Origin of the sequence: Halomonas sp. IOP_14 (assembly GCF_021021315.1) — a bacterium.
GTDB classification, from domain to species: Bacteria; Pseudomonadota; Gammaproteobacteria; order Pseudomonadales; family Halomonadaceae; genus Vreelandella; species Vreelandella titanicae.
Genome location: NZ_JAINWD010000024.1, coordinates 1 through 22,942, shown reverse-complemented (window position 1 = coordinate 22,942; position 22,942 = coordinate 1). Strand labels below are relative to the sequence as shown.

General features: G+C 54.5%; 19 protein-coding genes and 1 tRNA gene. 4 read left to right on the top strand and 16 right to left on the bottom strand.

The features are described from left to right. Nucleotides 1-79: 79 nt before the first annotated feature. Nucleotides 80-1,861 carry an aspartate--tRNA ligase gene (aspS, locus tag K7H09_RS16070; RefSeq protein WP_022523491.1) on the bottom strand — a complete coding sequence of 594 codons (1,782 nt, stop codon included), beginning with the start codon at nucleotides 1,859-1,861 and terminating at the stop codon, nucleotides 80-82. A gap of 65 nt (nucleotides 1,862-1,926) precedes the next feature. Continuing rightward, complete coding sequence (locus K7H09_RS16065) at nucleotides 1,927-2,226, bottom strand: FmdB family zinc ribbon protein (RefSeq protein WP_133732523.1); 300 nt, start codon at nucleotides 2,224-2,226, stop codon at nucleotides 1,927-1,929. Nucleotides 2,227-2,521: 295 nt separating this feature from the next. Between K7H09_RS16065 and K7H09_RS16060 the strand changes: the two genes are divergently transcribed. Beyond that, nucleotides 2,522-3,463 (top strand): D-2-hydroxyacid dehydrogenase, encoded by a 942-nt coding sequence (locus K7H09_RS16060; protein ID WP_159176782.1) that lies wholly within the window; start codon nucleotides 2,522-2,524, stop codon nucleotides 3,461-3,463. A gap of 35 nt (nucleotides 3,464-3,498) precedes the next feature. Here the strand turns inward: K7H09_RS16060 and K7H09_RS16055 are convergent, their stop codons facing one another. After that, a complete protein-coding gene (locus K7H09_RS16055) occupies nucleotides 3,499-3,774 on the bottom strand; it encodes an acylphosphatase (RefSeq protein WP_230805183.1) in 276 nt (91 codons plus the stop codon). A gap of 36 nt (nucleotides 3,775-3,810) precedes the next feature. Further along, nucleotides 3,811-4,710, bottom strand: coding sequence for a YihY/virulence factor BrkB family protein (locus K7H09_RS16050; RefSeq protein ID WP_022523495.1), 900 nt, complete (start codon nucleotides 4,708-4,710; stop codon nucleotides 3,811-3,813). Nucleotides 4,711-4,853: 143 nt separating this feature from the next. Here K7H09_RS16050 and K7H09_RS16045 point away from each other — a divergent pair, with 143 nt between their 5' ends. Then, entirely contained in the window at nucleotides 4,854-5,948 is a 1,095-nt protein-coding gene (locus K7H09_RS16045) for a bifunctional nicotinamide-nucleotide adenylyltransferase/Nudix hydroxylase (RefSeq protein ID WP_022523496.1), read from the top strand. Nucleotides 5,949-5,961: 13 nt separating this feature from the next. Here K7H09_RS16045 and K7H09_RS16040 read toward each other — a convergent pair whose 3' ends face one another. The 7 genes from K7H09_RS16040 to K7H09_RS16010 form a co-directional block, all read right to left on the bottom strand. Then, complete coding sequence (locus tag K7H09_RS16040; protein ID WP_009286686.1) at nucleotides 5,962-6,879, bottom strand: LysR substrate-binding domain-containing protein; 918 nt, start codon at nucleotides 6,877-6,879, stop codon at nucleotides 5,962-5,964. A 62-nt stretch (nucleotides 6,880-6,941) separates the two neighbouring features. Then, the gene (gene cls / locus K7H09_RS16035) at nucleotides 6,942-8,363 is read right to left on the bottom strand and encodes a cardiolipin synthase (RefSeq protein ID WP_022523497.1); all 1,422 of its coding nucleotides are present in this window, start codon (nucleotides 8,361-8,363) and stop codon (nucleotides 6,942-6,944) included. A gap of 92 nt (nucleotides 8,364-8,455) precedes the next feature. Further along, on the bottom strand, nucleotides 8,456-9,961 hold the full coding sequence (locus K7H09_RS16030; protein WP_159176781.1) for a fumarate hydratase: 1,506 nt from the start codon (nucleotides 9,959-9,961) through the stop codon (nucleotides 8,456-8,458). A gap of 190 nt (nucleotides 9,962-10,151) precedes the next feature. Beyond that, nucleotides 10,152-10,973, bottom strand: coding sequence for an endonuclease VIII (gene nei, locus K7H09_RS16025; RefSeq protein ID WP_138801034.1), 822 nt, complete (start codon nucleotides 10,971-10,973; stop codon nucleotides 10,152-10,154). Between the two features lie 4 nt (nucleotides 10,974-10,977). Further along, a complete protein-coding gene (gene uvrB / locus K7H09_RS16020) occupies nucleotides 10,978-13,002 on the bottom strand; it encodes an excinuclease ABC subunit UvrB (protein WP_138801033.1) in 2,025 nt (674 codons plus the stop codon). A 24-nt stretch (nucleotides 13,003-13,026) separates the two neighbouring features. Further along, nucleotides 13,027-13,434, bottom strand: coding sequence for an OsmC family protein (locus K7H09_RS16015; RefSeq protein ID WP_022523500.1), 408 nt, complete (start codon nucleotides 13,432-13,434; stop codon nucleotides 13,027-13,029). Next, nucleotides 13,434-13,631, bottom strand: a complete 198-nt coding sequence (locus K7H09_RS16010) for a hypothetical protein (protein WP_007114205.1) — start codon at nucleotides 13,629-13,631, stop codon at nucleotides 13,434-13,436. Before K7H09_RS16010 ends, K7H09_RS16015 begins: the two co-directional genes overlap by 1 nt. Before the next feature lie 176 nt (nucleotides 13,632-13,807). Between K7H09_RS16010 and ygfZ the strand changes: the two genes are divergently transcribed. Further along, a complete protein-coding gene (gene ygfZ / locus K7H09_RS16005) occupies nucleotides 13,808-14,779 on the top strand; it encodes a CAF17-like 4Fe-4S cluster assembly/insertion protein YgfZ (RefSeq protein ID WP_009286681.1) in 972 nt (323 codons plus the stop codon). A gap of 7 nt (nucleotides 14,780-14,786) precedes the next feature. On the opposite strand, the gene K7H09_RS16000 is transcribed toward ygfZ, so the two are convergent. The 4 genes from K7H09_RS16000 to K7H09_RS15985 form a co-directional block, all read right to left on the bottom strand. Next, the gene (locus tag K7H09_RS16000) at nucleotides 14,787-15,554 is read right to left on the bottom strand and encodes a TatD family hydrolase (protein WP_027959408.1); all 768 of its coding nucleotides are present in this window, start codon (nucleotides 15,552-15,554) and stop codon (nucleotides 14,787-14,789) included. Between the two features lie 22 nt (nucleotides 15,555-15,576). Next, nucleotides 15,577-17,166 (bottom strand): peptide chain release factor 3, encoded by a 1,590-nt coding sequence (locus K7H09_RS15995; RefSeq protein WP_138801030.1) that lies wholly within the window; start codon nucleotides 17,164-17,166, stop codon nucleotides 15,577-15,579. A gap of 237 nt (nucleotides 17,167-17,403) precedes the next feature. Beyond that, a complete protein-coding gene (locus tag K7H09_RS15990; protein WP_022523503.1) occupies nucleotides 17,404-17,613 on the bottom strand; it encodes a putative motility protein in 210 nt (69 codons plus the stop codon). A 140-nt stretch (nucleotides 17,614-17,753) separates the two neighbouring features. Then, nucleotides 17,754-18,995, bottom strand: a complete 1,242-nt coding sequence (locus K7H09_RS15985; protein WP_009286678.1) for an NAD(P)/FAD-dependent oxidoreductase — start codon at nucleotides 18,993-18,995, stop codon at nucleotides 17,754-17,756. A 313-nt stretch (nucleotides 18,996-19,308) separates the two neighbouring features. Between K7H09_RS15985 and amt the strand changes: the two genes are divergently transcribed. Further along, nucleotides 19,309-22,692: an ammonium transporter gene (gene amt, locus K7H09_RS15980; RefSeq protein WP_230805180.1), complete on the top strand. Its 3,384-nt coding sequence runs from the start codon at nucleotides 19,309-19,311 to the stop codon at nucleotides 22,690-22,692. 123 nt (nucleotides 22,693-22,815) lie between these two features. Here the strand turns inward: amt and K7H09_RS15975 are convergent. Further along, nucleotides 22,816-22,890 (bottom strand) — tRNA-His (locus K7H09_RS15975). Nucleotides 22,891-22,942 lie beyond the last annotated feature (52 nt).

Below are 22,942 nucleotides of genomic sequence, written 5' to 3'. Positions count from 1 at the left end.
AGGCGCTGCGCGCCATGCCTGGCGCACTACAAAAACACCGACGCCGTGGCGTCGGTGTTGAGCAGCCATCCAAACCGATTTATTCGGCGGCGGGTTCCGCTTTGACTTTCTGACGTAGGCGGATGTTCAAATCTTTCAACTGCTCGGGGCTGACTTCGCCCGGTGCATTGGTCATCAAACAGGCAGCGCTTTGGGTTTTCGGGAAGGCGATGACTTCACGAATAGTTTTGGCACCGACCATCAGCATGACCAAGCGATCCAAGCCAAAGGCTAAGCCACCATGAGGCGGTGCACCATACTGAAGTGCATCCAGCAGGAAGCCAAATTTCTCTTGGGCTTCTTCTTCACCGATGCCTAGAATCTCAAACACCGTGCTCTGCATGGTCTGATCGTGGATACGAATAGAGCCGCCGCCCAATTCGGTACCGTTGAGCACCATATCGTAAGCGCGTGAAAGCGCATTGGCGGGGTCTGCCTTGAGCTCTTCCGGTGTGCAGGAAGGCGCGGTAAAGGGGTGGTGCAGCGGGCTCAGGCGACCACTGTCGTCGGCTTCAAACATTGGGAAGTCGACTACCCACAGTGGCGCCCACTCTTGAGTATAGAGTTCCAGATCAGCACCGAGCTTGACGCGCAGCGCGCCAATGGCTTCGTTAACGATACGGGCTTTATCGGCACCGAAGAAGATGATGTCACCATCTTCTGCGCCCACGCGGTCGAGCAGCTCTTCAACGATGTTTTCCATAAACTTGACGATCGGAGACTGCAGACCTTCAAGCCCTTTGGCGCGCTCGTTGACCTTGATCCACGCCAAGCCTTTGGCGCCGTAGATGCCGACAAACTTGGTATATTCGTCGATCTCTTTGCGCGATAGCTTGGCGCCGCCGGGTACTTTCAGCGCCGCTACGCGGCCATCATCCGCGCTGGCGGGGCCAGAGAAGACTTTGAAATCGACTTGCTGCATCAGGTCGTCGACATCGGTCAGTTCCAGCGGGATACGCAGATCCGGCTTATCGGAACCGAAGCGATCCATCGCTTCCTGCCAGGTCATGCGCGGGAACTCAGGGAGTTCGGCTTTTAGCACGTCCTGGAAAAGCTGACGAATCATGGCTTCGGTAATGCCCATGATGTCGTTCTCTTCCACAAACGACGCCTCGATATCAATCTGGGTGAACTCAGGCTGACGGTCGGCGCGCAGGTCTTCATCGCGGAAGCACTTGGCAATTTGGTAGTAGCGGTCAAAGCCCGCCACCATCAACAGCTGCTTAAACAGTTGCGGCGACTGAGGCAGTGCAAAGAAACTACCCGCGTGGGTACGGCTAGGCACCAGGTAATCACGAGCACCCTCTGGCGTAGCGCGGGTGAGTACCGGCGTTTCGATATCCAGGAAGCCTTGGTTTTCGAGGTACGCGCGCACGTTATGAGAAATACGCGAGCGCAGACGCAGCTTCTCGATCATATCCGGGCGACGCAGATCGATATAGCGATGCTTTAAGCGCACTTCTTCGCCGACCTTGCCATGCTCATCCAGCTGGAATGGCGGGGTAACGGCGGTGTTGAGCACTTCAACGTCTTTTGCCAACACTTCAATCATACCCGTCGGCATGTTGGCGTTTTGGGTGCCTTCTGGGCGCAGCCGAACGCGACCAGTGATACGCAGGACAAATTCACTGCGGGCACGGTCGGCATTAGCGAATGCCTCGGCGGTATCAGGGTCGACCACGAACTGTGCGATGCCGTCGCGATCGCGCATATCGAGGAAAATTACCCCACCGTGGTCACGGCGGCGATGAACCCATCCGCATACCGTAACCGTTTGATCCACCAAAGTTTCGTTTAGCTGGCCGCAATAATGGCTGCGCATGTCAAATCCTGTTCTGTTACGTGGCAATGAGTGTGTCGCGGGCGTCCCGACCCTGACTGCCGCGGCTATGCCGCGGCGCCCTTGTCTTTGGGAGTGTCGCTCTTAGCGGTAGCGCTGGAATCGCTTGATTTACCGGCATCTGCAGAGGCAGTTTTGCCATCAGCGGCCAGGTTCTTTTTGCTACCCGTTTTGAAATCAGTTTCGTACCAACCGCCGCCGGCCAAACGGAATCCCGCTGCCGAGACAAGCCGTTCCAAGCCATCACTTTGGCATGCAGGGCAATCCTTGAGAGGATCGGCGCTAATCTTCTGCAATTTTTCCATGCGATGGCCGCAGGCCTTGCACTCATATTCATAGATGGGCATCTTAATGACTCCTAATAAGCTCAACCCTGACAAGCTTAGTTCTGACAGGCCTGATTCTAAAGACCCAGCTTAAAGGCTCAGTTCTAAAGACCCAGCTCTGACAAATCCAGTTCTATCTAAAAGACTCGTTCTGAAAAGAAAGAACAATGGCGAACACAAACGCTGCCAGGCTGCAATATGTGGCCAGTCGGGGTAAATTCCAAGGCTGCGGTTGATAAAGCGCCGCCATTATACCCTTTTGTGCCCCCTGACGAGCAAGGTTATACAGCCCCCTGCGGTTAATGGAGAGAAGAAAATGCCCCATGCGGTGATACTGGATGCGCAAAGTCTCGGCCCCGAGATCAATTTGGCCGCCATTAAAGAGACGGTTTCAAACCTTGAGGTGTTTGAGCAGAGTACCACGCAACAAGCGCGGGAACGCCTTGCTAACGCCGATGTAGCGATCGTGAACAAGGTAGTGCTGGACGCCGAAACGCTGCAGCAACTGCCAAAACTGCGGCTAATATGCGTATTGGCGACAGGTCTCAATAATATCGATCTTGAAAGCGCAAAAGAACACAACATTGAAGTTAAAAACGTCGCGGCTTACGGCACTGCCAGCGTTTCCCAACACACTTTGATGCTCATGCTCGCGTTAGCCAATCGTCTTCCCCAATATCAGCGCGATGTCGCCGCAGGCGAGTGGCAGCGTAGCGCCTTCTTCTGTTTGCAGGATTACCCAACGCTCCAACTGGCAGGTAAACAGCTAGTGATGGTCGGACAAGGCGAGTTAGGTACCGAAGTAGCACGCTTGGCGGAAGCCTTTGGCATGCAAGTCACCTTCGCCGCCCGCCCCGGCAACGAAGCTAATGATAAGCGCCCTGCCCTGGACGACCTGCTTCCCGATGCCGATGTTATCAGCCTGCACTGCCCGTTGAGCGAGGCCACCAAGCACTTGATCAATCGGGAGCGCTTAACGCGCGCCAAGAACTCACTGCTACTGGTCAACTGCGCCCGCGGCGGGGTTATCGATGAAGTGGCAGCGTTAGAGGCGCTGCGTAGCGGCAAGCTGGGTGGATTAGGCGTTGATGTACTGCCCGCTGAACCACCCAGAGATGGGCACCCACTACTGGATGCACTCAGCGAGCCGCTAAACTTAATTGTCACGCCTCACAACGCCTGGATTACACCAGAAGCGCGCCAGAATATTGTTAGCCTGACAGCTAACAATATCCTTGAATGGAAAGGTGCCCAATAGAGACCTGCCGTCTCATTAGAGGCTCCCAATAGGCTTTACTGGGTGGCAAAGTGGCTCGGGGCGCGGCAGTTATCCAGCACCTCGAGCTCTACATGGGTAACTTGTGCACCTTCTGAGCCCTGCCATAGCCATTCGCTTAGCAGCTTGACTGCGTCGGAGTGACCACACATCAACACTTCAACCCGGCCATCGGGCAAGTTTTTGGCATAGCCGGTGATACCGTGCTGAAGGGCTTTCTCTTGGGTAGCCCGGCGATACCAGCCCCCCTGCACCTTACCGGTCACAAGGGCACGTACACAGCAATCACTCATACTTACCTCCTTACCTTGGCGCTTCTGAACGGAGTGTTAAACATACTCACGTTTGACAATCACTGCACTGTTACGCGGAATCAGCGGGCGGCCACGGCGTAGTAGCAATGAGCGGGTGAACGCCGCCCCAAACAGCAATATTAGTGAACTGTAGTAGACCCATAGCAAAATCATGACTACCGACCCGGCGGCGCCATAGGTAGATGCTGTAGCCGTATACGCCAGGTAAATCGCGATTACACTGCGCCCAATAGTAAACAGTACGGCAGTGACGACTGCGCCAATCAACACATCTTGCCAGCGCAACACAACGTCGGGAAGTACTTTAAAAATGGTGGCAAATAGTAAGGTGACCACAGCCAGCGAGACCAGCGACTCAACTGACGTTGTCAGTAAGCTGGCATAAGGCACCAGATTATCGGCGGCCTGGAGCATACCGCGCAAAACGACGCCTAATACCAGCGATACCATCAGTATAAATCCGATGGAGAGCACCACCGTTAACGATAGCAACCGGCTTTTAATAAAACGTAAAGCGCTATTAGAAGTGGGCTTTGCCGTTACGCCCCAAATGGTATTGAGCGAAAATTGCATCTGGGCGAAAACGGTTGTTGCACCGATCACCAGGGCTCCTACGCCCAATAGCGTTGGCAGGATACCCGACTCCTCAATCCTGGATTGAGCGACGGCGTCTTGAATAGCGACAGCTGCGTCAACCCCTAAGGTACCTTGCAGTTGCGCTACAATTTGTCCCTGAGCCGCCTCTTCTCCCATCACGACACCGATAACTGTGACAGCGATAATAATGGTAGGCGCCAATGAGAAAAGTGTATAGAACGCTAGCGAACCTGCGTAGCTAAAGGCATTACGCTCCAACCATAGTGACGTGGCGTCTTGGACTACTTTCCACCAAAAGATAGCGGCGCGTTTAATCATATTCACTCCCTGTGCTCTGGGTAACGGGGCTTTTTATAAGCGTTATCAACATCCTATTTTTCTAGCATACCTAACCACAGCGTTTAGCGCAGTTTTCTGGTAGGTTGCATCTCTGAGTTCACCAAACGAAAAAGGAAGCTTGGATGGCCACTGATACTTCGCGCTCTGCGACTGCCTGCGATTTCGACTGTTTGGTGTTTATTGGCCGTTTTCAGCCGCCACATCTGGGGCATCTCGCGGTCATTCGTGAAGCGCTCAAACGCGCACGGCAGGTCATTGTGTTGGTAGGCTCTTCTTGGCAGGCTCGCTCACTGCGTAACCCCTGGCGATTCGACGAACGACAAGCCATGCTTCGCGCGGGATTTGACGACGCCGATAATCAACGCTTGGAGATCACCCCGCTACTCGACGCCCTCTATAACGACGATGTTTGGGTGCGCGATGTGCAGCGCAAAGTGCGCGATTTAGCTGCACCTGCCAATGCTCGCCTACCACGTATTGGCTTGATCGGAGCCAGCCGCGGCCAGTCAAGCTACTACCTTTCACTGTTTCCTCAGTGGGAGTCTGTCAGCGTGCCGTCGGTGGAGGGGATTTCAGCCAGCCAAATACGTGAGCGACTGTTTCGCTCGCCGAGCTCAACGAATGACTACCTGAGTACCGGCGCTTACCACGATTTACCGCCAGGGGTGGTGGAGAGCGTCAAACACTTTTGCAATGAGGGCGCCTATCAGCGCCTGATCGAAGAGCAGCAGTTGTTGGATCAGTACCGTCAGGCCTGGGCTCACGCGCCCTACCCGCCTATTTTTGTCACGGTCAACGCAGTGGTCGTGCAGTCAGGCCATGTGCTGCTGGTACGACGCACGGCGGCACCGGGCAAAGGCCTTTATGCCCTGCCGGGAGGGTTTATTAACCCCCATGAACGGCTGCTGGATGCTTGCTTGCGTGAACTTCGCGAACGCATTCGCTTAAAGGTTCCTGAGCCTGTACTCAAAGGCTCGCTGCGTGGGCAACGCCTGTTTGATGAACCCCACCGCAGCTGGCGCGGGCGCACCTTGGCGGAAGCTTTCTATTTTGCGCTACGCCCCGATCAGCAGCTGCCACGCCTAAAGCCCGTTAAAGGCGGTGATCATGCGCGCTGGGTAGCACTTGCAGATCTCGAGCCCGACAGCCTGTTTGAAGATCACTTCTTCATCATTCAGAACTTTTTAGGGCTACCCGCAGATTTTGGCAGTAGCTAAACGTCAACAGGCCCTAGGCTTGTAGGAAATCCCGCGGCAGCTTCATCATCTGCCGCCATAAACGCTCTACGCCGGGCTTATGCACCATCGAGCAGCGATATAAGCGGATTTCCAGGGGGATATCCCAGCTAGGGTCGCCTGCCCTCACCAAACGGCCACTTTTCAGCTCTTCACGAATACAAAAGTCGGGGATCCATGCTACGCCAACGCCCTGTAATACCATTCCCTTCAGGCCTTCAGCCATGGCCGTTTCATATACCGTACGCAGCTTCATACGCAGCGGGTCATTTTTCAGCAGCATGCGCACACTGCGCCCTAAAAAGGCCCCTTGAGTGTACGAAAGATAGGGAATGGAAGTGTCGTGCTGGAGTGAAAATTTTGCTTTCCCATGCTCGTCGGGTAACGAAACGGGCAGCATATTGACCTTACCAATTGAGAAAGAGGGGAATACTTCAGCGTCCAGTTGCATCGTCGCAAAAGGGTCATAGTAGGCGAGCATCAGATCACAGTTGCCCTCTCGCAGCACATGTATTGCCTCGCCCACATTCATGGCCACCAAGCGGGTCGGCAACTCGCCCAAACCCTGCTGCAGGCGAGAGATCCAAGGCGGATAAAAACTCAACGCCAGGGAGTGCGCCGCGACAATATCCAGCGCCTCATTGGCGATAGAGAGACCGCGCAAATGGCTAAGCGATTCGTTTAACTGTTCGACCAGATTGCGCGCAGTAACCAAAAACAGCTGCCCTTCGGGCGTTAACCCGACGGGGGTAGTTGAACGATCTACCAAGGTGACATCAACGGCCTGCTCCAACGCGCGAATACGGCGACTAAAGGCCGGCTGGGTCACGTGTCGCTGGCGTGCTGACGCAGAGAAGCTGCGCGTATTGGCTAGCGCTACAAAATCTTCCAGCCATTTTGTTTCAAGATTCACCCCATGACTCCTTGTCTCACCCTGCGTTTGAGCATCTCGATTTTCCTTTTAGGCTGACGTATCTATTGAACCGGGGCCATTAAATAGGCCGCCCGCGAAACGACTTTCATCCATACCGGGCGCTGGTTAATTTCATCGATGGTGACACGCCGACAGTGAGCAAAGTCTTTTTCCAGCATCGCCTCGACGCTGGTAGCAAAATCGCGGCTAGGAATAAACGCGGTAATCTCAAAATTTAACCGAAACGAGCGATTATCCAAATTGACTGTCCCTACCGTGGCTGCTTCGTCGTCTACCAGCATGACTTTTTGATGTAAAAAACCAGGAAGATAACGGTATATTTTAACACCCGCCCTTAACATATCGGGTAGAAATGAGAACGCAGAGAGGAAAACCAACAAGTGGTCGGGGCGCTCTGGAATCATCACCCGAACGTCGACGCCGCGCATCGCTGCCAGCCGCAGCGCATCCTGAACTCCCTGGTCAGGGACGAAATAGGGGCTAGTCACCCACAGCCGCTGCTTGGCGCTATGAATGACCTGCTGGACGAGAAGGCTGGCGGTGTCCTGACGGTCAGCGGGCCCAGAAGGCACGATCACCACATGGTGGTCGGTCACTGAGGAACACGTATCGGCCATCCAGTTCAGGCTAATCACTTCATCCGTCGCCCAGTGCCAATCCTCCCAAAATGCCTCCTGCAAGCCCAGTACGCTGGGTCCTGCAAGCTTGAGATGGGTATCACGCCAAGGCCCGTGCCGTGGGTTCTCGCCGAGATATTCGACCCCAATATTAAAGCCCCCTATCCAGCCCTCCTTGCCGTCTATTACCGTTATTTTGCGATGGTTGCGAAAGTTAAGCTGAAAACGGTGCTTAAAGCCTCGCGATGAGCGAAAGGCACTCACGGCCACCCCATCGCTGATTAAATCATTGAGGTAGCTATCGGCTAACTTGCGGCTACCCACTTCATCATAAAGAAAATAGACCCGCACGCCGCGCCGGGCAGCACACTGTAAATGGTGCTTCAAACGTTGCCCGAGAGCGTCGTCGCGAACAATGAAGAACTGCACCAAAACATATTTTTCCGCCCGGTCAATACCATCGAACAGGCTTTCAAACGTTGCTGGCCCGTCAATGAGCAGTGTCGCTTGATTGCCATGGGTTAACGGCATCATGGCAAGCTGCTCGACCGCCTGAATATCGGCGTTGGTAGAGGGCGCAACGTAGGGTTGAACGTTAGCCCGGTAGTGCACTAGAACCCGGCGTAGCACGGTGTCCCGCTGGCCGCGGGCAGACACATAGCCATAAAACCTTGGACGCCCGAAAAACCAGTACGCTGGAAGCGCGACATAAGGGAACGTCAGCAGCGAGATGATCCATGCCACGGCCCCCTGAGAGGTGCGACTAGACATCAGCGCCATAATGGCTGAAACGATGCCAAGCAGGTGTATCAGTAAGATGCTGGTCCCTAGCAACCAGGAGGTCATAGTCACGTCCTTATAAAGCCCTCACATAGAACAAGGCCTCGCCGTCAGCGAGGCCCTTATGCGTCTAAAGCCTAATCAACCTTACCACTCCATTACGCCGATTGGGCAATAATCTCTTTCCACTTCGCAGGCCCGGTTTGATGTACCGATGTGCCTAGGCTATCAACGGCTACGGTCACCGGCATATCTTCAACCTCAAACTCGTAGATTGCTTCCATGCCTAAGTCTTCGAAGCCCACTACCCGCGATTTTTTAATCGCTTGAGCGACCAGATAAGCCGACCCACCGACCGCCATTAAGTACACGGCTTCATTGTCACGGATAGCATCAATAGCGGCTTGGCCACGCTCTGCTTTGCCGACCATGCCTAACAGGCCAGTCTCTTCCAGCATAGTGCGGGTAAATTTATCCATCCGCGTGGCGGTCGTTGGGCCAGCGGGGCCAACGACTTCGTCACCAATGGGATCAACCGGGCCCACGTAGTAGATAAAGCGACCTTTCATATCCACGGGCAGCGGCTCGCCTTTGGCCAGCATATCGACCATGCGCTTATGAGCAGCATCGCGCCCCGTGAGCAGCTTACCGTTCAACAGCAGCGTATCACCAGGCTGCCAGGTTTTAACCTCCTCAGGCGTCACCGTGTCAAGATTGACACGTTTGACGTTTTCACCCGCCTCGCGAGTAATTTCCGGCCAATCCTCAAGCTTCGGCGCTTCAAGTACCGCGGGGCCAGAACCGTCCAGGGTAAAGTGGGCATGACGGGTCGCCGCACAATTGGGAATAATCGCGACGGGCTTGTTGGCCGCATGGGTTGGATAGTCTTTGACTTTAATATCCAGCACGGTGGTTAAGCCGCCTAACCCCTGGGCACCGATACCGCTCTTGTTGACTTTATCAAACAGCTCTAAACGCAGCTCTTCGGCACGATTGCTGGGGCCACGGGCCTGTAGATCCTGAATATCGATAGGATCGAGTAGCGCCTCTTTGGCAATCATCATGGCCTTTTCGGCGGTGCCGCCGATACCAATCCCCAGCATGCCGGGTGGGCACCAGCCAGCGCCCATCTTTGGCAGTTGCTCCATCACCCAATCAACCACGCTGTCAGAGGGATTCAGCATGGCAAACTTGGATTTTGCTTCGCTACCGCCGCCCTTCGCAGCCACGTGAATATCGACACTATCACCGGGCACAATCGAGTGGTGAATAATCGCCGGGGTGTTGTCTTTGGTGTTGGCTCGCTTGCCGTCAGGATCTGCAAGCACCGAGGCGCGCAGGATATTATCTGGCAGCAGGTAAGCACGACGAACACCTTCATTGATCATGTCGTCCAAGCTCATGTCCGCTTCCCAGGTAACGTTCATACCCACGTGAACGAATACGGTGACGATACCGGTATCCTGACAGATTGGGCGATGCCCGGTGGCGCACATGCGTGAGTTAATCAAAATCTGTGCGATGGCGTCTTTGGCGGCAGGGTTCTCTTCGCGCTCGTAGGCGGCTGCCATGGCATCGATGAAATCTTTGGGATGGTAGTAAGAGATGTACTGCAGAGCATCGGCAACGCTTTGAATAACGTCGTCCTGGCGAATCACGGTCATGGACTAATAGCTCCTAGGTTATCGTCTAGTCAGCGGCTTCCCCTCCGCGCCCGCGGAGGTGCCGTCTTAGCGTGCTACCAGTATACCGTATTGGCACTTACGCAGCAGCAATCCCTGGCACCTATCTGACTACTATGGTTAGGGCTTTAGTTGATGGTATCTCTTAAGCAAGATAACGGTATAACCCTACTCACGCCGACTGACAATATGGGCATAAATAGAGCCTTCGCGACCCAACCATTGTACGCTCAATCACCGTTCCACAGCGATGGCATTCAAGCCCTGCCCGCTCGAAAACCGCAAAACGCCACTGCCTGCGCGGCTCACCCGCTGCTTTGGCCTGAGCAATCCAGGCCTCACGATTAGTAACACCTGCGGCTTGGTAGGCTTGCCGGGTAACATCAATGATGCAGTCAGCCAGAGTTTGCTGCTGTTCTGGGGTTAAATCCACCGGTCGAGCGCTTGGCGGAAGCTGGGAGAAAAAAAGGATTTCAGAGCGCAAATAGTTGCCCAGCCCGGCGACCAACCCCTGATCAAGCAGCAGTGCCCCCAGGCTGCGTTTATGAAACTGCTTTAAATTCAGCCGCTGCTGCACATCGGAGGGAGCCACGTCTTGACTCAACAAATCAGGGCCCAGGCGGGCTAAGAAAGGATGCTCGGTGAGAGTTTCTGCGTGCCAGAGGGAAATATCGGAGGCGCTATAGAGGCTGGCGCAGTGCCCTTCTGCGCTCAATCGAACCCGCAGCGCTCGCTTGGTATTAGGCGGCTTATCCTCGCTATGCAGCTTCCAAACACCATAAAGTTGGTTGTGGGAATAAAGCACGCGCTGATCGGCAAACCGGACCAGCATTGCTTTACCCCAGGTATCTACTCGGGCAACCCGAACACCAATAAATGAGGCTGCCTGCTCGGCAAGTTCTGGAAAAGCGAACCAGGCATCGTCGATCACCCGTCCACCTATCTGCTGCTCAATACGATCCGCCGCGCGGCGAATTTCTGGGCCTTCTGGCATACCGCTAGCCCAGCGCCAGCTGTTTGTCTTTCATTTGATGGAGCTGGTCGCGAAGCCGGGCCGCCTCTTCGAACTCCAGATTTTGTGCTGCCTCAAACATGGCGTCTTCGAGCTTACTGATAGCGCCCAGCAGATCTTGCTTGCTCATCGTGGTGACATCATACTCGGCGGCGCTTTCCGCCACCTTGCGCTCATTGCCACGGCGGCGACTGCTCTTTTTGCCTGGTGCCTGGGCGGCTTCAAGGATATCGGCCACTGAGCGGGTAACCGTTGTTGGCGTAATACCGTGTTCTTCATTATGAGCAGTCTGCTTGGCGCGACGACGCTCGGTTTCATCAATCGCCTTGCGCATCGAGTCAGTAATCCGATCACCGTAAAGAATCGCCTTGCCGTGGGCGTTACGGGCAGCACGGCCAATAGTCTGTATCAGCGAGCGCTCGGCACGCAGAAAGCCCTCTTTATCGGCGTCGAGAATTGCCACCAACGATACTTCGGGAATATCCAGGCCTTCACGTAGCAGGTTGATGCCCACTAACACATCAAACTTGCCCAGGCGTAAGTCACGAATAATCTCAACCCGCTCGACGGTGTCGATATCCGAATGTAAATAGCGCACTCGAATGCCGTGCTCGTCAAAATACTCGGTCAGGTCTTCCGCCATACGCTTGGTTAGCGTGGTCACCAGCACCCGCTCACCTACTGCAGTGCGCAGTCCAATTTCCGATAGCAGATCGTCTACTTGGGTACTGGCCGGACGCACTTCAATTTCAGGATCCAGCAGCCCGGTGGGACGCACCACCTGCTCAACGGTCTGGCTAGCGTGTTCGCCCTCATAGCGGCCTGGAGTGGCGGAAACAAAGATGGTTTGTGGTGAAATGGCCTCCCACTCTTCAAACTTCATGGGCCGGTTATCCAACGCCGAAGGCAACCGGAAACCATACTCGACTAGGGTCTCTTTACGCGAACGGTCGCCTTTGTACATACCACCTACCTGGGGCACGCTGACGTGGGACTCGTCGATAAATAGCAGTGCGTCATCGGGCAGGTAATCAAAGAAAGTAGGCGGTGGCTCGCCGGGGGCACGCCCAGAGAGGTAGCGGGAGTAGTTTTCGATACCGTTGCAGTAACCCAGCTCCAGCATCATCTCAATATCGTAAAGTGTGCGCTGCTCAAGACGCTGTGCTTCTACCAGCCGTTCATGCTTACGCATCCACTCCAGTCGCTCTTTGAGCTCCTCTTTAATGGCATCAATGGCGCCCAGAATCGTTTCCCGGGGGGTGACGTAGTGCGATTTTGGATAGATAGTCATCCTTGGCACCTCCCCGCGGACAGCGCCAGTGAGCGGATCAAACAGTCGGATAGTGTCGATTTCGCTGTCAAACAGCTCTACCCGCACCGCCTCCTCGTCAGAGTCGGCAGGAAAGATATCGATCACATCGCCGCGCACCCGGTAAGTACCGCGGCGGAAATCCATATCATTACGAGTGTACTGAAGCTCTGCCAAGCGCCGCAGGAAAGCGCGCTGGTCAATCAACTCGCCGCGAGTGAAGTGCAGACGCATCTTTAAGTATTGGTCGGGGTCACCCAAGCCGTAAATCGCTGACACTGATACCACAATCAGCGCATCGCGCCTTTCTAGCAGTGCCTTGGTGGCCGAAAGCCGCATCTGCTCGATATGGTCGTTTATCGAGGCATCTTTCTCGATAAAGGTATCCGAGGAAGGCACATAGGCTTCCGGCTGGTAGTAGTCGTAGTAGGAGACGAAATACTCTACGGCGTTATCCGGGAAAAACGCCTTGAATTCGCCATACAACTGGGCAGCCAGGGTCTTGTTCGGCGCCATCACGATGGTCGGGCGCTGCTGTTGTTCCACCACATTGGCCATGGTGAAGGTTTTGCCCGACCCGGTCACGCCAAGCAGCGTTTGGTGAGCAAGCCCAGATTCCAGGCCACTAATCAGCCCTTTAATAGCAGCAGGCTGGTCGCCAGCGGGCTGAAATTTTGACTGCAATCGAAAGGCTTTGCTCATCGGTGCTCCTATAAAAGATATAATTTAAACTAACCGGGTGGCGATCTCGACCGTAGACTGGGTCATCAGGCGTTGAATCGGGCAGCGGTGGCTAATATCTTCCAGCCGGGCGCGCTGTTCGGGGTCTTCAATACCGTGCAGTGTTAATGCCACGTCTAGCTTGTAGATGCCCTTTTTTTCCTGACTATCGTCCCGCTGCACGGTGACGGTAATACCCTCAAGCGGCCACTCTTTACGCTTGGCGTACATCTGCACGGTAACCGCCTTGCAGGTACCCAGAGCAATATCGAAATAGTCGTGGGGATCAGGGGCACTGCCCTCGCCACCTACTATCGGTGGCACATCGGCATATAGATCTTCCAAGCCATTGACTTCAACTCGCTGCCTAAAGACATGGTTGCGTTCACTGATCACGGTAATGGGAGGGTGCATTAGGATACCTTTACGCCTAGCTTGAGTTTTTCAATGGCATTAATCAGCGTCTCGCGTTTTGCCCGACCGTCCACATCGGCACCATGGCGCCCCACTTCGGCACTATCAACGCCATCAAGCATCATGAGCGCCGTGGTGATTTTGTTCACCTGATCGACCGATTTAACACCCTGGAATGTCAACGACTGCTGTGCCATAGCGTTTCCCTACCTGTTGCCCTGTGCAAAACTGATACAAGAGAAAGAGTCTAGCACGCTAATGGTGCCTTGCAATCAGTGACGACTGCCCACACCTAATAGCATTCAAGGCACTTTTACTTTTACGTACTGAATGCATCACTATCGAACGCTTTCCCACTTTTGCAGGAGTTTTTATGGCGACCGTTACCGCTAGCACCCCCGCCCTTGGCAGCGTCCGCCTTAACCACTTAGCCGCGCTGGATGTGAAGGGGGCGGATGCAGAAAAGTTCCTACAGGGCCAGACCAGCGCCCAAGTCAGCTTGGCCGACGGGCACTTTGCGCCGCTCACCTGTTTCTGCACGCCTAAGGGCCGCATGCTGGCCAACGCCCAGCTAATGCGCTTGGGCGAAGAGCATTATCGGCTACTGCTCAGTAATACCCTATTGGATAGCCTAGAGAGTCATCTTAAAAAATTCGCCGCTTTTTACCGTGCTGAACTAACCAGCCAACGCGACCTAGTATTCATTGGTGCCAGCGATGAGGCCCAATCGCTTGCGAATCAGCTGGGCCTGACGCTAGCTGATCAAGTAGGCACCCATACTAGCAACGATCAGGCCTGCGCAATCCGCTACCCTGGTGAGACACCGCGCTGGCTATTGTGTTTCGCAAACGACAGCAAGGTCGATTTAGCGTCGGCTCAGGATGACCAAGCGGGCCGTAACGCTTGGCAGCTTGAGGATATTCGTAGCGGTTTGGCGTGGCTAACCGATACCCAACAGGATCACTTCCTGCCCCAAATGCTGAACTGGGAAGCGCTGGGCGGCATTAGCTTTAAAAAAGGCTGTTACACCGGCCAGGAAGTCGTCGCCCGAGCACACTTCCGGGGTCAGGTGAAAAAGCGCTTGATGCGTATTAGCTTAGAAGCCGACTCACTGCCCGCAGCAGGTGCTAGCGTGGTTAATAGTGACGATAAAGCGGTAGGTGAAGTGGTGGTCAGTGCGTTTAATCATCAAGGCGGCGTCGAATTACTGGCAGTCATGAGCACCAAAGTCGCCGAAGAAACTATGCAACTTTATTTAGATGGGGTGCCAGCGACACTTCTCACGTTACCCTATACGATTGAACGCGTTGACCCTGAACAGCTGGCAGTTAGCCTTAACGGCTAGGCTTATTCTAGGTTGAAGGCAAGCCAAACAGCGTCGCGGCGGTATTACTGCTCTGAGCTGCGACCTGCTCCTCTGTTTGCCCGCGCAGTGCGGCAACAACGCTGCATACCTCAGCCACTCGACATGGCTCATTACGCATGCCCTGGTAGCCGCTAAGCGGCATATCGGGGCTGTCGGTTTCCAGCACAAAGGCATCGTCAGGCAGTCCCTCAACGGTTCGCCGTAACCGCCTGGCGCGTTCATAGGTGACTGCGCCGCCCAACCCCAGCTTGAAGCCCAGATCGAGAAACTTGGTTGCTTGCTCAATGGAGCCTGAGAAGGCGTGAATCAGCCCTGCCTCTGGAAGCGCAAGCTGGCGTAGGCGCTTGGCGACCTTATCGTTGGCGTGGACACAGTGCACCACTACCGGCAGAGAATGCTGTTTCGCTAGCTTCAGCTGGACATCAAAGTAGTGCCACTGCGCTTCAAGCGTGTCGGTAAAGCGACCATCAATACCGCACTCGCCCACTGCTACTATCTCAGGGTGCTCAGCGAGCAAATGATCAAGCGCGTTGATATCCGACGCTTGATGCTCATCGACAAAGTAAGGGTGCAAGCCCAAGCATACCGACGTATCCGGCCGCTCGCCGAGCGCCAGCACCTGCTGCCAGCGCGAACGGGTCGTCCCCGGTACCACAAAGTGCACGACACCCACTGCCTTAGCGGACTCGAACACCTCAGCCCGATCATCATCGAACTGAGTAAAATCGAGATGGCAATGAGCATCTATCAGCATGGGAACGCCTGACATATAGGGATTAGTGCTCGCGGGTAGGCTGGAAGCGAATATCCGGCCAACGCTCCTGAGTCATCTGCAGGTTCACCCGGGTAGGCGCAATGTAGGTGAGATAACCACCGCCATCGATCGCCAGGTTGGCGCTGGCCTTGCGCTTGAACTCTTCCAGCTTTTTGGCATCTTCACAGTAGACCCAGCGAGCTGTCTGGACATTGACACCTTCATAGAGGCAGTCGACCTTGTACTCCTCCTTGAGACGGTGGGCGACCACATCGAACTGCAGGGTACCTACGGCGCCGAGAATCAGATCGTTGTTGTCCATCGGCATAAAGACCTGGGTAGCCCCCTCTTCGGAAAGCTGCTGCAAGCCTTTTTGTAGCGCCTTCATCTTAAGTGGATCTTTAAGCCGTACGCGCTTAAATAGCTCGGGGGCAAAGTGGGGTATGCCGGTAAAGCGCATATCTTCGCCCACGGTAAAGGTATCGCCGATCTGAATCGTGCCGTGATTATGCAGGCCAATAATATCGCCGGGCCAAGCCTCTTCTACCTGGGAGCGGTCGGAGGCCATAAAGGTCAAGGCGTCGGCAATCTTAACGTCCTTGCCGATACGCACATGGCGCATCTTCATGTTCTTTTCGTACTTACCCGAGCAGACGCGCAAAAAAGCGATGCGGTCGCGGTGATTGGGATCCATATTGGCCTGGATTTTAAACACGAAGCCGGTGAAGCGCTCATCATCAGATGTGACTACCCGCGTATCGGTTTCGTGGGCCTGGGGCGGCGGCGCGTACTCGACAAAACCGTCAAGCATTTCACGCACACCAAAGTTACCCATGGCGGTACCGAAATAGACCGGTGAAAGCTCCCCCCTCCGGTAAGCATCCAGATCAAACTCATGGGAGGCACCGCGCACCAGCTCGACTTCCATGCGCAGCTCTTCGGCCTGCTCTTCTCCAAGCACAGCATCCACTTCGGGATTATCCAAACCCTCAATGCGCTTATCCTCGGGAATGCGGCTACCCTGCCCCTGGGTATAAAGATGAATCACGTCGTTATAAAGGTGATAAACGCCCTTAAAGTGGCGACCCATGCCAATCGGCCAGGTCATCGGCGCACACTGGATATTCAGTACCGTTTCAACTTCATCCATCACCTCAATGGGATCACGGATATCGCGATCCATTTTGTTGATGAAAGTGAGGATCGGCGTGGTGCGCAGACGACACACTTCCATCAATTTAATGGTGCGATCCTCAACACCTTTGGCGCCGTCGATCACCATCAAGGCAGAGTCAACCGCCGTAAGCGTACGGTAGGTATCTTCAGAGAAGTCTTCGTGACCCGGTGTATCCAGCAGATTGACGATGCGGCCGCCGTAGGGGAACTGCATCACCGAGGTCGTTACCGAGATCCCCCGCTCCTGCTCCATCTTCATCCAGTCTGACGTTGCATGGCGATCGTTACGCTTGCTCTTCACCGAGCCGGCTAACTGGATGGCATTCCCAAATAGCAGCATTTTTTCGGTAATGGTGGTTTTACCGGCGTCGGGGTGCGAAATAATAGCGAATGTCCTGCGAAGCTCGGCTTCACGGGCTAATTGAGTCTCTTTCATTGTGCCTCTTCAAATATAGGGTCTCATTCGCAGCACTCACTCAGCAGCTTTCGCTAACTGGCCACCGCGCGTTGAGCCATGTCCATTGCGACAATTGTAACGCTTGGAGGCGGCTGTTGTCGCGGGTGGCGTCAAATGTGACGCTCTTGAAAAAGGCCAAAAAAACGCTGAACAAGTCAGCGTTTTAATCTTACAAAGTGGCACAAGGCCGATGTTAACCACCACCAAAGCCGGGGGCTAGGCGAAGGTATTTACCTGCGTACCTAGGGTGCCCTCTTTAGCTAGATCTGGCTGCGCGCCAGTATCGGCAGAGGCCATTATTTCAGTTACTTGATCAGCTTGCGTATCCAAAGCTTCTTTGAAAACCTGCATTTGAGCCTGTTCGGCGGTTTGCGCCTGATTCATATACAGCGATGCACTGACTGAACTGCTGATGCCTACATCCATATATCCACCTCATGGTGTGCAAATGTACTTATAAACTAGCAAAGCATTAGATCACGCGCAAAGATACCGTCTCTATTACTGGTGCTAGCGTCTATTACTATCGGCCTAACTCGCCTGATCATTAATAAATAAAGCGCTAGTTAGAACCTATCAGCACGAAATGGTGCCATATCGATGGCCGTGGGCTGCCCCTCCATCATATCCGCCATTAGATGACCGGTGGCGGGCCCCAGAGTGAACCCCTGATGGCCATGGCCAAAGGCAAGCCACAACCCTGGATGCCTTGGCGCAGGCCCAATCACTGGCTTCATATCGGGCAAACAGGGGCGCGCGCCTTTCCAAGGGGCGTCATCGCGTCGCTCGCCCAAGGGGAACACGCTGCGTGCCACTTTCTCGGCGGCGCCCAGTTGATTGACATCAGCAGGCGCATCCAAGCGATCAAGCTCAGCGCCGGTAGTCAAGCGAACCCCTGCGTTCATCGGCGCCAGCAGGTAGCCCACCTCGGCATCCATAACCCAGAAGTTTAGCTTGGCTGGCGCTTGAGGCGCGTAATGCATGTGGTAGCCACGTTTTACAAAGGTAGGAAAGTGGTAGCCCAATTCTTTTAGCCAGCTTCCCGCCCAGGGCCCTAGCGCCACGACGACGTCATCTACTTCTAACGCTTCAGCAGCGGTATTGACCTGCCAGCGATCACCCATTTGCTGAACCGACTTGATATCCGACTGCAAAATACGCCCGCCATCATTACTAAACGCTTGGGCGTAAGCCGCGACCAACCCACCTGGATCAGCAACCGTCCAGGGATCAAGCCAGTGAATTGCGCCGATAATGGTGTCACTCAAAGAGGGCTCTTTCTGCGCAAGAGCCGCCTTATCCAGTTGCTCAAACTGCACGCCATAAAGGCGCCGTGCTTCTTCGGCCTCGGTTATCCGCGCAGCAAGTTTTTCAGGCGTGCGATATAGCTCAAGCCATCCCTGCCTGCGCACCAAGTGCTCAGCGCCTGCGGCTTCAATCATCGGGCCGTGGGTTTTTAGCGAAAGCTGAATCAGTGAGGCGTATTCCGGCACGATTTTCTGGTAAGTCTTCGGCGCTGAGTTCATCCAGTAGCGCAATAGCGGGGAGGCGGCGTTGACCATACCCGCGGGGCGGTAACGAATATCTACCCGACGGTTAGGTAAAACGCTGAGGAGCGTTTTAACGTCGCGGGGAAAAGGGTAAGGCCTTACCGCTTCCCGCTGAATGATACCCGCATTGCCAAACGAGGTTTCGCGGCCAGGCTGAAGGCGATCTACCAGGGTCACCTCATGCCCACGCTGGCGCAGATGCCAGGCAATGCTGACACCGACCATGCCTGCTCCCAAAACTACCGTTTGACGCGCCATCTTGATGCACTCCCTTTTCAGCGTTTATGAACCACAATTGAAGATCTATAACTAATTGAAAAATATCACCAATCAATGCGCATTAACACAGTAGAAAACGCTATTTTATTTCTAAAAATCAGTAATTAATGCTGCCATTAGCGTTAAAAAGGATGACTTCACTATTAGCGGCATAACAATTGCTTAGTTTCTATTAGGAAACCTGAATAGCAGTCAGTTAGCACCGGTGCAACGGTTCCCCCTCCTTCCGCTTAAAACAAACAAAGCACCAAAAAGAAGCGCACTTGCACCAAAAGATACTAAGGAAAACACCATGCCTACCACGCTAAATTTGGACAGCTCGTTGCTCGATATGCTCTGGGTGCTCTGGGCCGCTGCTCTGGTATTTGTGATGCAAGCTGGCTTTCTCTGCCTGGAAGCGGGCACTACGCGCACCAAGAATGCTATCAACGTCGCTATGAAAAACGTAGCGGACTTTGCCATTGCCGTCAGTATTTTTTGGTTAGTCGGTTTTGGTCTCATGTTTGGCGACTCTCACCACGGCTTAATCGGCACAACGCTGTTTGGTTGGCAATTAGAAGCCTCCAGCCACTGGGTGATTACCGTTTTTATTTTCCAAGCAATGTTCTGCGCCACCGCCGCTACCATTGTGTCGGGCGCAGTGGCAGAACGTATGCCCTTTTTAGCCTATACCTGGACGGCCCTCTGGATAGCCTTGGTTATCTATCCGGTTTTTGGGCATTGGGCATGGAGCGGGCTTTTGGATGGCGCGGAAGGCTGGTTAGGGGCGCTAGGGTTTGTCGACTTTGCGGGCTCCACGGTCGTACATAGCGTAGGCGGTTGGGTCGCCCTGGCAGCGGTACTGTGTATTGGGCCACGCAGCGGACGCTTCAGCCACGGTAAACCACCTACTGCCTTCCCTTCAGGCAACTTACCCCTCGCCATGTTAGGCGCACTGTTTATGATCTTAGGCTGGTTTGGCTTTAACGGCGGTAGCACCCTGGCCGTTACCGAGCAAATACCCAGCATAATAGCCAATACTGTTTTGGGCGCCGTCGGCGGCATCCTTTCGGGCATGCTGATGGGGCTACGCACTCGGCGCTACGCCGACGTTATGTATGCGATTAATGGCGCCATTGCGGGCTTGGTCGCCGTCACCGCCAGCGCTCATGTGATCTCCTTATCGGCGGCATTTGGGCTGGGTGCGGTTAGTGGCGTACTGATGGTACTGACCAGCGAATGGCTGATAAGCAAACATATTGATGATGCAGTCAGCGCCATACCCTCGCACCTCGTCGCGGGCGTATGGGGTACGCTAGCACTGCCCTGGGTCGCTGACTTAACACTGATGGATAGTGGCTTGTCGCGATCCGCTCAGTTTGGCGTTCAGTTGATCGGTGTTGTGGTGTGCGGCGTTTGGAGCTTTGGCAGCGCCTGGCTACTGTTCCGCATTACCCGGCGCTTCCTGCCCATACGCGTCTCACCTGAAGCAGAAAAGATGGGCCTCAATCTCGCCGAGCATGGCGCCAAAAATGAGTTGAACCAACTGCTTGAGCATATGCGCCAGCATGAACAGCAGGGTGATATGCGCCAGCGAATTGACGCCGACCCGTTTACCGAAGTGGGCGAAATAGCGGCGAGCTATAATCGCGTAACCGCTGCCCTTGAAAGCGCCGTTGGACATACCCGCGTGATGCTTCGCAATCTCCGCGATGGCGTGATTACCTGGCAGGCAGACGGCACCCTGACCAGCCTTAACCCTGGAGCGGAGCAACTCTTCGAGGTCGACGCCAAACAGATTATTGGCCAACCTGTCTCGCAGCTATTGCCAACCCGCTCCCTCAGCCCCGGAGCACGCCATGAAATTAAACGCCGCTGCGCAGATATGCAGGTGCGCCACCTGGAAATACAAGTCAGCGAAGGAGCCAGCGGTTCCGCGTCAGAGCGCTCAGGGATGGTGCGCGATATTACCGAGCGCAAACAGCTGCAGGAGCAGTTAAACCGCGAACGCGACCTTGCCCGTACTACCCTGGCATCGATCGGTGATGGCGTTATTACCTGCGACGCTAGTGGCAACGTAACGTTTATCAATGCGGAAGCTAAGCGCTTGACCGGATGGACACTCGAAGAGGCCATGGATAAACCCATTTACGTGGTGTATCAACTACTCGATGAAGCCAGTGGCCAACCGCTAAACAACCCGGCCCGGCAAGTGCTCACTCAACTAACTCCGGTGCACTCCACCGAGCACTGCCTACTGGTCAGTCGTGATCACTCGCATACCCCCATCCAACACAGCGCTTCACCAATACGTTCGCGCAGCGGCATTACCTTAGGTGCAGTGGTCGTTTTTCAGGATGTTGTTAGCCTCACTCGCCAGTTGACCGAACAGCTGAGCTATCAGGTCAGCCATGACAACCTGACCGACCTGCTCAACCGCCGCGCCTTCGAATCAGCACTGACTGCGCTACTTAATCGCGACGATGGCCACCATGTGCTGTGTTACCTGGATCTCGATCAGTTCAAAATCGTCAATGACACCTGCGGCCATCTCGCTGGAGATGAGCTGCTGCGCCAATTGGCGTTAAAATTTAAAGACCATGTGCGCAGCAGCGATATCGCCGCCCGCCTGGGTGGCGATGAATTCGCTTTGTTGCTACCCGATTGCGGTATAGAGCGAGCATTGACGATTGCGGAAGCGTTACGCTGCGATATTGAGCAGTATCGTTTTTCTTGGCAGGGCCATACCTTTGGTATCGGCGTAAGCATTGGTTTGGTTGAACTCAACGCCGCTCAGCCCATGCAGTTGAGCCAGGCTCTCCACGCCTCTGACGCTGCGTGCTACGCCGCGAAAGAGGCAGGCCGCAATCGCATCCACTGCTATCAGCCTGACGATCATGCATTACTGGAGAAACACGGCGAACTGCAGTGGGTACAACGCTTGCAAAATGGCTTGGATAACGACACCTTCCGTCTTTTCGCCCAACCCATTGCAGCCATTTGCGCCACTGGCCCTGGCTACCGGGAAATTCTGCTGCGACTTGAAGAGCATGGAGAGATCATCGCGCCAGGTAGCTTTCTACCCGCTGCCGAGCGTTATCACTTTATGGAGCGCATTGACCGCTGGGTGATTCGTAACACCCTAGCCTGGCTAGGGGATCAAAACCGCCATGCGACGCTGCCACCTCACAGCTTATGGGGGATCAATCTTTCAGGTGCGTCGCTTTCCGATGCGGATTTTTGTCACGACCTTATTACTCAGGTCGCCATGGCAGGCCTGCCCCACGGCACGCTCTGCTTTGAAATTACCGAAAGCACCGCCATTGCCCAACTCTCAAGCGTGAGTGAAATAATTGTCACCCTTAAAGAGTACGGCTGTCGCTTTGCACTGGATGACTTTGGTACCGGCCTCTCCTCTTTTAGTTATTTGAAGCAGTTGCCCGTCGATTATTTGAAAATTGACGGTAATTTTATCCGCAATGTGCATCAGGATCCGATTGATCGGGCGATGGTTGAGGCGATTCATGCCGTCGGCAAGGCGTTAGGAATTGAAACCATTGCTGAATTTGTGGAAACCCAGGCAACGCTGGATATTTTGCACCACATGGGAATCAACTACGCGCAGGGGTATTTGCTGGGCAGGCCTGAGCCGCTCACCCATATGGCGGGTAACCGCATTAAGGTGATGCCGCGCTAGCTACAATAAAGGAGGAGTCTAAAAGCCAGAAACACAAAAACCCCAGTTAAGGGCATACTCTCTAAAAGAAGGGGTAAACTAAAAGGAAATTAAAAATAGCAGAAGCGATATATGCTGGGGTAATGGGGTGGATGATGGGACTTGAACCCACGACCACCGGAGTCACAATCCGGGGCTCTACCACTGAGCTACACCCACCACAACCTAAAACTGGAAACGCAAATATTGTCACTGGGGTGGATGATGGGAT